The organism is Candidatus Acidiferrales bacterium, from assembly GCA_036514995.1.
GTDB lineage: Bacteria > Acidobacteriota > Terriglobia > Acidiferrales > DATBWB01 > DATBWB01.
The window spans coordinates 1-12,721 of sequence record DATBWB010000169.1 but is presented as its reverse complement, the minus strand read 5'-3'; the positions used below and the strand labels follow the sequence as shown (position 1 = coordinate 12,721).

Below are 12,721 nucleotides of genomic sequence, written 5' to 3'. Positions count from 1 at the left end.
CCGACGCTGCTCGGATAGCGGGTGGTGTATCCGATCATCACCCCGGCAAGCCCCAGCAGCGCCCCTGATGCCCCCAGGCTGAAACCCATGCCGCCGTGCCAGAAGAGGCTGACCACAAAGCCGAGCGCGCCAGTGACCACGTAGAAAAAAAAGAAGCGGGCGGATCCGTACAGTTCTTCCACTGCCGGGCCAAGGTCGAGCAAGACAAGAGAATTAAATCCGATATGGAGGAGATTGGCGTGCAAAAAAATGGCCGTGACAAGCCGCCAGTATTGCCCCAGGAGAATGGCCGGGCCCAGCATGGCGCCCATGCGCTCAAGAACGCCGGCGTCGAGCTGGCCGGTGATCACCCCGGGCGCAAAGCCTCGAGCCTCCCGCGCGGTGGCAATCCAGGCTGCCAGGAAAAGCAGGACGTTGAAGCCAAGCAGAAGAAAGCTGACCGGAGCGCGTTCCGGCAGGAATCGCACCGTCCACTTTTTCATCCGCCCAAAACTCAGCCCGGCGACGCCCGCTCCGCAGCGATGGCATCTCTTTTCATAGGCGCCGACCAGCGCCCCGCAGGAAGGGCATACCCGAGGGCGAGGCTCCTTGGTGCGAGCGGAAAAGAGCAGTCGCACCTGCTCCAGCAAGCGACCGAGTTTCCAGCGCAGCCGCGGCGATAAAGGCAAACGCGTGCTCCTTGAATCCTCCGAAAGCGGCCCCTATAATACCCAAAATTCTTTCGAGTGGAGTCCTTTTCCGATGCCGGTGAAACTTGAAGATTTGGGCCGCACGGTTGGCCGCGAGCTGAGGCGGATTGTGGACTATCTGGAAAACGAAGTCCGGCCAGCAGCGCAAGAGGGAACGGCGAAGGTTTTGCGCAAAGCGGCGCTGGAATTGGAGGCCCTGGCGAAGAAGGTCGAAGAAGCCAGGAAGTCAGCCGAGCCCAAGACGGGCAAGCCGACGGCGGTTGATCCTCGCGACGTAAAATCGTGAGAGGCCTCCGGATCGGCGCGCTGCTTTTTCTCCTGGTCGTTTTGGCGACGGGTTGTCATCGCCAGGCAGGCCCTCGTCCGATAGGTCGTTTCCCGGCCCCACCACCACCCCGAGTCGCTGTTCCCCCGCCGGCCTCCGGCTCTTATGTCGAAGAGGGTTACGCATCCTGGTACGGCGAGCCGTACCATGGCCGCCGCGCGGCCAATGGCGAGATCTATAACATGTACGATTTCACCGCCGCACATCGCACGCTGCCCTTCGACACCTATCTCCGCGTGACCAATCTGGAGAACGGGAAAAGGGCCGAGGTGCGCATCAACGACCGAGGGCCGTTTGTGGAAAACCGGATCCTTGATCTGTCGCTGGCGGCGGCGCGGGCGATTGACATGGTCGGGCCCGGGGTGGCGCGTGTGCGGCTGGAAGTTATCGCCGAAGGGCGGGAGGTTCCCGGCGGCGTTCGATACGGCGTCCAGGTGGGGGCATTCCAGGAGCGTGAGAACGCCGGCCGTCTGAAACTGTCTCTTGAGACCCGGTATCGTCCCGTCATCATCGTGCCCTATGACTCTCCGCGCGGCCTCTTCTATCGCGTGCGCGTTGGCAGCCTTTCGACCGAGTCGGAAGCTCGCTCGCTGGCTGACCGGCTTGCCGCCAAGGGCTTCACGCCTTTTGTCGTGCGTCTCGATTAGCTCAATCGTGCAAGAGGGGAAGGGCATCATTTCATCGAGGCGAGGATGGTTCCGAACGGATCGGCGACGATGCGGCGAGGCGGGGATTTGGTGGTGAACTGAAAGGGGGTTTCCCGGCCGCTGGTGACGACATGGCCCAGCTTGACGAGTTTCCCTCCTAATTCCCCATAAACCGGCACGGGCATGGTGAACGTCTCCGGGACGCCCTCCTGCACGAGTTTTCCCCGAATCTGGTAGGCGGCGCCTTTGGCGCGCGTGTCGGCTTGCATGCGGTATTGCGGAATGCCCGTCGCATGGACCCACTGATCGAAGAACCAATCCATGGAGCGCCGGCCATCCACCATCATCACCGGTGTCATGTGCTTTTCCACCGCCTTTTGCAGGTCAGCGGTGGAAATGAGCCGGTAGTGAAACTGATCGGTCAAGGCGCGGATCATCTGGACGAAGCGCCGGTCTGAGCCTTCGGTGTCGCGCATCATTTCGCGGAGCATGTGGAAGATCCAGGCACCTTTTTCGTAAACGACGACGCTGTAGGATTGCGGGCTGCGCGAGGAAGCGAGCCGGTGGCCGAGCGAGAGCGGCCCGGCGGCTTCGGCCGGCTGATCGCCATCCACTTTGGCGAGCAGGTCGGTGCGATAGCGCGAGAGCCACGCGGAAAGCTGTTTCCGTTCCGGATCCTGCTTTTCCATGGTCATCAGTTCAGCGTAAACGCACAAGGCCTCAATCAGCCATTGATCCCGATAAGTCTTCCAGCCGATGAGCGTCCCCCACCATTGGTGTGCGGTCTCATGGAGCGGCATCAGCTCAAAAAAGAATTCGGCGGTCGAGCTGGTCATCCCCATCCGGCGCTGCTCTTCCGGCGCCAGGAAGGTGAAGGTGGAAAGATAGAGCAATCCGGGCCAGCCCTGGCCGAAACGTCCGGGAATTTGCGATATCGCCAGCCGGCGATAGGGGAAAGGACCAAAAAGTTCCTCGTAGAAACCGATGCTTCGGGCGACATCGCGGGCGAGCCGCTCGAGCGCTGCTTCCGAACCGGGCTCGGCCGCTGGCCGGGGCGGGATGATGGAAGGAAAAGGGGAAATGCGTCCGGGGCGGCCGTAGGGACGGGTTACCTCCGGCGGAATCATTTGAGGCTTCGGCGCCAGTTCCGGCTCCAGCGCGCGATTCGCGAAAACCTCGATGTCCAGACGGCGTGTCTTGAGCGCAAACGATTCGTAGTTGCCGACGTTGAAGCCGGCGACGCAAACCGGGCCGTCGGATTCCCAGCGGCTGATTTTCCAATCGCCCTGGCGCTGCTCATCCAGGCGGTTGCCATTGGCGACCAGCCGCAAACGGGCCGGGTAGCGGAAGGTCATGCGGTAGCGGGAAAAATCGTGCAGGCCGAAGTTGGGATACCAGCTCCCGCGCGCACCGACAAAGAGAACGCCATTGCCCACGTCGGCGATCACCGAGCCGCGGTAGTGGATGGCGAGCGACAGTGCTTGGCCTTGGAGAGTGGGCTGGGGAAGCACGACCAGCAGCGCGCCATCCTCCTGCGAGGCGTTCGGGCGACCTTCGGCACCGGCATTTTGGAGGAAGTAGAGCGTCAGGCCGCCAGTGTCTCTTACCTCATCCACGCTGAGGAAGCGGGAGAGCTGGAAGGTCACGACCCGGCGGCCGGCTTCGCGCGCCTCCAGTTCCACTCGCGTGGTGCCTTCCATGGTTCGATCCGGCCGGATGGTGGTCTCGATCTCAAAACGCTTGCTACGGAAGGCGGGCTCGGCACGGGGCGCCTCACGGGATGGCATCAGGCTCCAAACATCGTAGTAGGGTTTGCCATCCCGCTCGCGGGTTTGGCCGACCCAGGATGATTCGCCGGCGGCCTGATCATAAACCACGTCGAATGGGCCGAGACGAGCCCCGGCCAGACCGGCATAGAAATAGTTCTGCGGTGATGAGTCGAGCAGAGTGGACATCATGCGCAAGGAGTGAGGCGGATGGAGATGGAACGCCCGGTTGGACCACGCATCGGCAAACGCCGGGTCGGCAACCGGCTCCGCCCCGACCTCGCGCATTTGCTCAAGCCAGTCGGCCGCGGTCGAGTCCGTGAAGCGAAAATAGGCGTGGTCGAACTTCTCATCGAGAATGGGCTGGCCGGTAAAGCGCAGCACAGAAGCCTTTTCCATCTGCCCGGGCGGGACGAAAACAATCTGACCTTCTCCGGCAAAGACCGCGCCGGTTACCCTGCCGGCGATAGGGGCAAGGAAAGCCAGTTTGCCCTCCACCAGACGGATGCGAAAGCGATCGCGGCGAAGGTTGAGGTCGCGCACCGGGTAAACCTGGTCGCCTTCAACGCGAAGAGCGTTGAGGGCCTTGAGCAGATCAGGCGGCGAAAGTTCTTGCGCGCCGGTGGCGGGGTGCGGCGAAGACACCGCCAAACCCAGAAGTAATATTGCTCCGGCGAGAGCTTTCCGCATAACTTCCAATCTAGCAGCCTGCTCCCTTGGCTGCAAGGCAGGCCCCGTCCCGGCGGTGGCGGGGCAAGGCGCCGGGTTATGTGTCTTTGAGAAACCTCATGCTGCGTCTTGGACGAGCCCTGCTTTTCTCCTTCACACTGGTTCTGGTCCCGCTTTGCGGGACAGCCGGGGACACCATTGTTCTCAAAAGCGGCCGGCGGATCTCTGCTCATGAAGTGCGCGAGACAGGCGACCGCGTCATTGCTGAGATGGAAAGCGGCGAATTAACGTTTTCCAAGGCACAGGTTGCTCGCATTGAGCGTGCTGGCGGTCGGTCGGCCACCGTCCAAGAGACCCTTCTCCCCGCCCCCGACCTTGGGGGAATGAGCGAAGGCATTCCGTTTGATGAAATCGCGCGCAAGGTCGTAGCCAATGGCAGTATTAACCGCGGCCTGCTCGCCCAAATCGAGAACGAGGCTCGCAGCGGGTCCTTGGCGGCGACGACGACGCGCGCTCCTTTTTGCCCCAAGACACCTGGGGCTTGAGATCAAGCTGGCCTATCTCATGCTCAAGAAGCAGCAGTACCGCGAAGCCAGCCGGTTGCTGGAAATTTCCCGGAGGGAACATCCCCGTTCTCCTGAAGTGGCCGCGCTCCTTGGCTGGGCCTATTACTCCAGCGAGAAGATGGGTCTGGCGATCGGCGAGTGGGAACGCTCGCTGGAACTTCGCCGGGATGGCAACGTGGAAGCGGCGCTCAAGAAAGCCCGGCGCGAAACGCAGGTGGACGCCGACTACCACCAGACGGACACAAGCCGCTTTTTGCTGAAGTACAACGGCCCCGCGATCGGCGAGGTTCTTGCCCGGGAGGTGCTCGCCACGCTCGAGCAGCAGTACGATGAGATCTCTTCCGATCTGAACCTTCAAGGGCGCGAGCCCATCATCGTTTTCCTTTACACCGAGGAGGCTTTCCAGGATGTCACTCAGGCGCCCCGATGGGCCGGCGCGATCAACGATGGGAAATTGCGCATCCCGGTGCAAGGCCTGAGCGCGGTGACGCCGGAGTTGCGCCGCGTGTTGAAGCACGAGCTGACACATGTTTTTATCGCGCAGAAGACGGCGGGTCGTTGCCCGGTTTGGCTCAACGAAGGACTGGCGCAATGGGAGGAAGGAAAGAGTCTCTCTCGCCTCGGTGCCGCGCTGGCGGAGCAGTATGCCGCGGATCAGTTCATCCCGCTCAGGAATCTGGAAGGCCCGTTCATGGGGATGGAGACGGGCCAGGCGGCGCCGCCTATGCCGAATCTTTGGCGGCGGTGGATTATCTTGTGCGGACAAATGGGATGGGAGACGTGGAACGGCTGCTCGAGCGCCTGCCCCGAGCGATCAGCTTTGAAGCAGCCATGCGCGAGACCCTGCGGCTTGACTACGAAGAACTCGACGAAAACCTCAAAAAATACCTCAGCCAACAATTCGGCAACCGATAGCAATGCTCTGAGAAAGGCGTTTCCTGCTGTCATTCCGAGGCCGCCGCAACGGCCGAGGAATCTGCTTGTAAATCGCAAGTCTCCAGAAAAAAGCAGATTCCTCGGGTCGGCCGAAAACGCCGACCCTGGGAATGACACAGCCGAAAGGATTTTCAGCACGCTGCTACGGCCTATGCTTCCTTAGATAGAAGCCAACAGCCCTGCCAGCAGGGTGGCACGTTCCGGAAGCGAATCCATCACCACAAATTCATTTGGGCTGTGGGCGGCTTCGCCGACGCCACCAAGGCCGTCCAGCGTCGGAATGCCAAGAGCAGCGGTAAAATTCCCATCCGAACCGCCGCCTACGGAAGCCTCCTCGAGCCGTAGCCCCATGTTCGCTCCCAACTGCCTGGCCAACCGGAAGAGCCGGACGACGCCGGGAGTGCGTTCGAGCGGCGGCCGGTTCAGCCCGCCCCTGACCTCGAGCTTGAAATCCGGAGTCGTGGGCCGCAGGCTGTGAAACTTTCTTTCGATGCGTTCCCGATCAGCCGGCCGTCGAAGACGCAGATCAACGAGAGCGGTTGCTTCCGCCGCCACGACGTTCGAGCGAGTTCCACCGGAAATCACTCCCACGTTCACCGTAATCCCGCGAGCCGGTTCGGTGAAATTTTGAATCTTGAGGATTTGCCGGGCAAGCTCCAGGACGGCGCTGCGGCCTTTTTCGAAATCAGCACCGGCGTGGGCGGCGCGTCCGGTGACGCGCATTTCGATTTCGCCGACTCCTTTCCGCGCCGTCTTTAACTGGCCGGTAAGACCATTCGCCGGTTCCACCACCAGGACGGCGGCGCTTTTCCGGGCTTCGGCTTCGATCGTTCTCCGCGAGCTTTCGCTGCCAATCTCCTCATCGCTGGTGAAGAGGAAGACCAGGCGCTGGGCAACCCTATCGCCGAGTTTCTGTAAAGCCTCAGCAGCAAAGAGCGTGATGACGATGCCCGCTTTCATGTCCATGGTTCCCGGGCCGTAGGCCCGATTGCCTCGAACTCGAAAGGGCATCTTTCGGAGCGTGCCTAAAGGATAGACGGTGTCGAGATGGCCGATGACCAGGATCTGACGCGCGGGCGCTGATCGTCCCTTGCCCCGATAGATCGGGGCGAAGGCTTCGGGAGGGGCAGGCTTGCCGCTTTTCGTGACCGAAGGGCCGCACGGAAAGAGCTCCGCGCGAACGTGGTTGCCGCGCTTGGGCTGGCGGAGGATTTCGACGCGGGCCCCTTGCCGGCGCCAGCATTCGGCAACATACAGGCCGATGCGGTCCACCGCCGCCTTGTCCAGGCTGGGCGATTCCATCTCGACCAGCCGGCGAAGTAGCGCAAGCATGGCCGGCTGCCTGCGAATCAGATAGCTTTGGATGGAGTGCAAGCCACTGGGGCCCAGCATGGGCCGGTCATCTTATCACGGCAGTGAGTTCACTGCCGCAAGACGGAAGCCGCTGCAGGGGCGAACCGTCCGAGACTGGCTGTTACTCTGCTGGTGGCAGGATCAGCTCGCGGGAAGCAGCCGCCCTTTCTCCAGGTTCCGCACCCGGCTGGCGTGGGCCGCAGCGCGGGGGTCGTGGGTGACCAACAGGATGGTCTTGCGGTAGTTTTGATTCAACCGGGTCAGGACTTGGAGGACATCTTGGGCAGAGTGTGCATCAAGGTCGCCGGTAGGTTCGTCAGCCAGGATCAGCGTGGGATCGATGACGAGGGCGCGCGCGATCGCCACACGTTGTTCCTCACCGCCCGAGAGCTGGCGGGGAAGGTGGTCAGCCCGGTCAGCCAGCCCCACCAGACGCAATGCCGTCTCCACATGCTGGCGACGCTCCACGCGGCTGAAGCGCGTGAGGAGCAGGGGCAACTCCACATTTTCGAAGGCAGTCAGCACCGGGATGAGGTTGAACTGTTGGAACACAAAGCCTAAGTGGCGGTTCCGCCAGGCAGCAAGAGCATCTTCCGCCATCGCACTGATCTCTTCTCCTAAGACGATTACAGTGCCCGCTGTGGGCCTATCAATGCCCGCCACCAGATTCAACAAGGTGGACTTGCCGGAGCCGGAGGGGCCCATCAGGCAGAAGAATTCGCCTTCATGGATGTCAAGATGGATATCCTCAAGCGCGTGCAGTTCGAAAGAGTCGCGGGTAAAGACCTTCCGAATGTCGCGCAACTCGACTATGGTTTTGCTCATTGCTTTCCTTGCCGGGAAGGTTTGATGCCGACGCGGGCGCCGTCGCGCAGAGCTTCCTGGCCGCTGACGACGACCTCTTCTCCTCCCTGGAGTCCCGCCATGACTATCAGCATATCTCCCGGAGCTTCGCTCGCCTGGATGGGCCGGAGTCGAGCCCGGCCGTCCTTTATGAGGAACACGATGCCCTTGCCGTCGCGCTCCACACGCGCGCTGCGCGGAATTAACACCACCGGTCGGGCGGCTTCATTGCTCTTCTCGGTTTGCTGGAAAGCAACCCGGGCGATCATCTCCGGCCGCACCTTTTCGTCCGGCTCCGGGAATTGCACCTTCACCTGTACAGTGCCTTTCTGGCGGTTGGCTTCCGGGGCAATCTCGACCACCTGGCCGCGGTAATGCCGGTCGGGATAGGCTTCGAGCACGATGTCGCAAAGCTGGTTCATTGAGACGCGCGGGAAGTCGTTCTGGTTGATGTCGAGTTCCACGCGGATGTCGCGCAGGTCAGCGAGCGACACCACGACAGACTTGGCCCCTCGCTCGCCGGCGAACATGGTGGTGACCATCTCTCCCGCTTCCACTAATCGTTCGAGGATTGTGCCTTCCCTGGGAGCACGGATACGGGTGGCTTCGAGTTGCGTCTCAGCGAAAGCCAGCGCCGCGCGAGCGCGTTCGACCTCGGCCCGGGCCTGCTCCACCTGCTCCTTGCGCGGGCCCTGGCGCACCAGCTCGTAGCTTTTCTCCGCCACCTCAAAACGAGTGCGGGCATCGTCGAGTTGCTGCTGGGCGTAAACACCCTGGGCGACCAGTGCTTGGACGCGCTCGAGGTTCAGGCGGGCGAGGTCTCGCTCGGCGCGGGCGCGATCAATTTCTTCGGGTCGCGAGCCTGTTTCCAGTTCCGTCAGGCGGGCTTCGGCAGTGGCCAGAGCCGCGCGGGCCTCCTCGACGCGGGCACGGTATTCGTCGTCCTCGAGGCGCACCACGACCTGACCGGCCTTCACCCGGTCGCCCTTCTCGACCCCCACCCAAGCCACCTTGCCCATCACTTTCGAGCCAACCTCGATGCGATGGTGAGGAACTACATAGCCGCTGGCAATCAAAGTGGCGCTGGCCATCGGGCCGGCACTGAGCTGGGCGCGAACGACCTCGACCGGGACGGGAGCCGCCCGCATGATCACAAGCAAAACAAGCAAGACGACCGTTGCTAGGCCGGCGCCAACGTAGAGCCACCATTTTCGCCGCGGTGAAGCCTTAGGCGGCTCCCCGCGCTTTTCCGGCGGGATGCGCAGTGTCTTCAGCTCGCGGTCGAGAGTCTCGTGGGATCCCACTTGTTCCTTTCTCGGTACATCCGGTTACAAGGCACGCAGGGCCAGCGCTGCCGGTTGGCGGGCCGCTCGCACCGCCGGCAGCAAACCTCCGACAACGCCCATCACCACGGCAAAGAGCAGTCCTTGCAATAGTAGCGCGGGAGTAATGCGAAATTGAAACGTCATTTCGCTAAAGGAGAGCCAATTGGTCGTGCCGGTCGCCAAGCCATTGAGGGGCAAGGCCAGCAGCACGCCGATCATGCCGCCAATCGCGGCCAGGATGAGCGACTCGACCAGGAAAGAAAGCAGTACGCTGCCCCGGGAAAAGCCCAGGACGCGTAGTACGGCCACCTCACGGACGCGGGCGGCAACCGTGGCATACATCGTATTCATGGCGGCAAAGGCCGAGCCAACCGCCATGATCAAGGCGACGATATTGCCCAGGAGTTGGATCGGCGTCGCGGCCGCTGTCTGCTCGGAAAAATATTGTGTCTCCGGCATTGCCTTGAGTTGGAGACGACGGTCGTTTGAGATGCGGTCGGTCAGGGCACGCAGGAGATCCGAATCCCGCGCGCGCAGCAGCACCGAAGCATAGGTCGAACGCTCGAACGCGTTGCCCAGATCGTTTACGTCCGTCCAGATCTCTGACCCGTAGGCAGTCTGGCCGGCGTCGAAGACGCCGACCACCGTCCACTGGGCCTTGCCGGTGCCCAGGTGTTCGCCCAGGCCGCAATCCACGAAGCGCTCGGCGATGGAGCGGCTCACCGTGAGTTCGCGCAACCCGGGACGAAACCACCGGCCTTCCACCAGCTTCACCTTTGGTCGCAGCTCGCGCCCGCGCTCTTCCAACCCGCGAATGACCAGATTGGAGGTGCCACCCGTTCGCCGTGGCTGGTTGATGAAAATCATGCGCTCGACGGAGACCATGGGCTGGCCCTGGGCATCGGTGGCGATGCCCTCTAGCGTCGGAATCACATCGGCAGGCTCGCGCATGATGATGCTCGCGGTCTCGGTCTGGGAGCCCTGACGGATGACCAGGAGGTTCAACGGCTCGCCCGTGGAGACAAACGTGTTGCGCATGCCGTCGACCAACGCCATCACCGCGATGAAAACCGTCACGGTGAGTCCCACGCCCACGGCGGTAATCAGGGTGGTGATTCTCCGCACACGCAGGTTGCGCAAGTTGTATTTCAGCGGGATCAGCATCGCTGTTCCCCCTTAGCCGACCTGACGCATCGCCGCGGCGATGGAGCCGTTCACTGCCCGCCATGCCGGCACGGTGGCGCTGATCACTCCCACCAGGGCGGCAAGGCTCAACCCGAGGAACACGGTCAGCGGACTGATGTTGAAGTGCTGGATGATCCCCTGGGTGAGCCTGTACATGTCAAGAGTCCCGAACAGGAGTTTGGCGCCCACGATTCCTACCAGGCCGCCGGCTAGCGCAATGACCACCGATTCGCCCATGAGCAGCCCCAACACCTGCCAGCGGCGGAAGCCTAGCGTCCTTAGAACCGCGACTTCGCCGGTCCGTTCGCGCACCGACATGGCCATGGTGTTTATTGTGACCAGGAGGATGGCGAAGACAACCGCGGCAGCGATGAGCGCGAGAAAGAGCTTCACGTTGCCCAGCATGGAGGTGAAGCTCAAGGTGAAGGCCTTTTCCGTCTCGGTCTTGGTGGGGGCGTCGGAGTTGCGGAACATGTCGTCGATGGCAGCGGCCGCTCGCGAAACGTCCTCCGCCGTGCGAACCTTGATCCAGAACGAACCCACCTTGTCGGCAGCCCCGGGCAAGTGCTGGCGGACAAGTTCGTTATAGTAGTCATGCTGGAACCAGACGGCAGTCTCATCCGGGCCGGTGTAGGTACCGCGGATCACGAGGTCGAGGTTGAAGGGGAAGATCATCCCCACGATGGTGATGCGGTCACCCACCTTCCAATCGAACCGCTCCATCAATTTGCGCGCCACGAGCGCCCCGGTACGATCCTTCTTCCAGGCTTCCACCTCCGCCTGATTGAAGGTGTACTCAGCGGCCATGCGAACGACGGTATCCGGCTCGGCGGCAAATTGGGCGAAGAAATTCTTTGGGTCCTGGTAGTAGCCGCCAAACCAGTGAAAGGGAGTGGCCATCTCCACGCCCGGCACCTGCTGGATCCGCTGCCAATAGGAGATGGGCAGCAGGATATTCAGGGAGACGGAATGGCGAGTGACCAGCCGCAGCGCCGACTCCGGCGCCAACACGGAACTTCCTTCCAGTTCCGACAACAATGTGCGCAAGCTGACGAGCAAAAAGAGCGACACCGCCATGCTCAATACCGTCAGCACCGTACGCCGGTGGTTGCGCGCCGCGTTCTTCAGCATCAGGCGGAGATAATCCACTCCTCGGCCTCCAACCCCAGATTATGGCACACAATCTTCAACCACCATGACCGGCCTGCACACCTAGCCCACCTGCCGCAGCGCTGCGGCAATCGAGCCGTTGACCGCCCGCCAGGCCGGCACCACGGCACTCACCACCCCTACCAGCCCCGCCACCCCCAGCCCCAGCCCCACCGTCAGCAGGCGGATCTGGAAATGCTGAATGATGCCGCCCGTGAGCTTGTACATGTCGAGGCTGCCAAACACCAGCTTGGCCCCGACTACTCCTACCAACCCACCTCCCAGCGCAATCAGCACCGACTCCCCCACCAGCAACCCCAACACCTGCCCCCGCCGGAACCCCAGCGTCTTCAGCACCGCTATCTCCCCCCGCCGCTCCCGCACCGACATCCCCATGGTGTTCATGCTCACCAGCAGAATGGCAAAAACCGCGGCGGCAGCGATCAGGGCCAGAAACAGCTTTACATTGCCCAGCATGGAGGTGAAGCTGAGGCCGAAGGCCTTTTCGGTCTCAGTCCTGGTGGGAGCCTCGGAGTTGCGGAACAGCTCGTCAATGGCGGCCGCCACCCGGGGCACGTCCTCCGCGCTCCGCCCCTTGATCCAGAACATGGCCACCTGATCGGCGCGCCCGGGCATGTGCTGACGCGCAAGCTCATTGAAGTACTCATAGTGAAACAAGAGCGCCCCCTCATCGGGGCCGGTGTAAGTGCCGCAAATGAGCAATTCCAAATTGAAGGGGAAAAACATGCCGAACATCCCGGATAAGTTAGTGGTGATGCGGTCGCCTACCTTCCACCCGAACCGCCCCATTAACTTGCGGCCCACGAGCGCTCCGGTACGCTCCTTCTGGAACGGTCCCACCTCGGTGGGATTGAACTTGAACTCCGAGGCCAGTCGGATGGCGCTTTCCGGGTCGATGCCCGCGTGCGGCACAAGATTCTTGGGGTCCTGATAGTACCCAACCACCGGCTGGTAGGGAGACACGACTTCCACGCCAGGCACCTGCTGGATGCGCTGCCCAAAAGAGAGCGGCAGGGGGATTTGCAGAGAGACAGCGTGACGGGTGATCAGCCGCAGCGCCGACTCGTCGGTCAGCACCGAACTGAATTCGAGCTCCGCCAACAACGTCCGCAAGCTGACCAGCAAAAAGAGCGACACCGCCATGCTCAACACCGTCAGCAGGGTGCGCCGACGGTTGCGGGCCGCGTTCTTCAGCATCAGGCGGAGATAGTCCATCTCCGTTCCTCCAGCGCCACATTATCGCCCAG

The 12,721-nt window shown here is 62.2% G+C and carries 12 protein-coding genes; 4 read left to right on the top strand and 8 right to left on the bottom strand.

Annotation, left to right across the window (positions count from 1 at the left end; all coding sequences use genetic code 11):
* The coding region (locus VIH17_11550; protein HEY4683866.1) for a rhomboid family intramembrane serine protease at positions 1–668 on the bottom strand (668 nt) is incomplete at its 3' end.
* Positions 669–741: 73 nt separating this feature from the next.
* Between VIH17_11550 and VIH17_11545 the strand changes: the two genes are divergently transcribed.
* On the top strand, positions 742–975 hold the full coding sequence (locus VIH17_11545; protein ID HEY4683865.1) for a hypothetical protein: 234 nt from the start codon (positions 742–744) through the stop codon (positions 973–975).
* Positions 972–1,661: a septal ring lytic transglycosylase RlpA family protein gene (locus VIH17_11540; GenBank protein ID HEY4683864.1), complete on the top strand. Its 690-nt coding sequence runs from the start codon at positions 972–974 to the stop codon at positions 1,659–1,661. The genes VIH17_11545 and VIH17_11540 overlap by 4 nt, the downstream gene beginning before the upstream one ends.
* A gap of 26 nt (positions 1,662–1,687) precedes the next feature.
* Here VIH17_11540 and VIH17_11535 read toward each other — a convergent pair whose 3' ends face one another.
* Positions 1,688–4,117 carry a M1 family aminopeptidase gene (locus VIH17_11535; GenBank protein ID HEY4683863.1) on the bottom strand — a complete coding sequence of 810 codons (2,430 nt, stop codon included), beginning with the start codon at positions 4,115–4,117 and terminating at the stop codon, positions 1,688–1,690.
* 98 nt (positions 4,118–4,215) lie between these two features.
* Here VIH17_11535 and VIH17_11530 point away from each other — a divergent pair, with 98 nt between their 5' ends.
* Positions 4,216–4,641, top strand: coding sequence for a hypothetical protein (locus VIH17_11530; protein HEY4683862.1), 426 nt, complete (start codon positions 4,216–4,218; stop codon positions 4,639–4,641).
* 19 nt (positions 4,642–4,660) lie between these two features.
* A complete protein-coding gene (locus VIH17_11525; protein ID HEY4683861.1) occupies positions 4,661–5,761 on the top strand; it encodes a hypothetical protein in 1,101 nt (366 codons plus the stop codon).
* On the opposite strand, the gene VIH17_11520 is transcribed toward VIH17_11525, so the two are convergent.
* The 6 genes from VIH17_11520 to VIH17_11495 form a co-directional block, all read right to left on the bottom strand.
* Entirely contained in the window at positions 5,758–6,990 is a 1,233-nt protein-coding gene (locus tag VIH17_11520) for a M20 family metallopeptidase (GenBank protein HEY4683860.1), read from the bottom strand. The genes VIH17_11525 and VIH17_11520 overlap by 4 nt on opposite strands.
* A 102-nt stretch (positions 6,991–7,092) precedes the next feature.
* Entirely contained in the window at positions 7,093–7,776 is a 684-nt protein-coding gene (locus VIH17_11515) for an ABC transporter ATP-binding protein (GenBank protein ID HEY4683859.1), read from the bottom strand.
* Positions 7,773–9,098, bottom strand: coding sequence for an efflux RND transporter periplasmic adaptor subunit (locus tag VIH17_11510; GenBank protein ID HEY4683858.1), 1,326 nt, complete (start codon positions 9,096–9,098; stop codon positions 7,773–7,775). Before VIH17_11510 ends, VIH17_11515 begins: the two co-directional genes overlap by 4 nt.
* Before the next feature lie 24 nt (positions 9,099–9,122).
* Entirely contained in the window at positions 9,123–10,283 is a 1,161-nt protein-coding gene (locus tag VIH17_11505; GenBank protein HEY4683857.1) for an FtsX-like permease family protein, read from the bottom strand.
* Positions 10,284–10,295: 12 nt separating this feature from the next.
* On the bottom strand, positions 10,296–11,453 hold the full coding sequence (locus VIH17_11500; GenBank protein HEY4683856.1) for an ABC transporter permease: 1,158 nt from the start codon (positions 11,451–11,453) through the stop codon (positions 10,296–10,298).
* A 63-nt stretch (positions 11,454–11,516) separates the two neighbouring features.
* A complete protein-coding gene (locus VIH17_11495) occupies positions 11,517–12,689 on the bottom strand; it encodes an ABC transporter permease (protein ID HEY4683855.1) in 1,173 nt (390 codons plus the stop codon).
* Between the last annotated feature and the right edge of the window lie 32 nt (positions 12,690–12,721).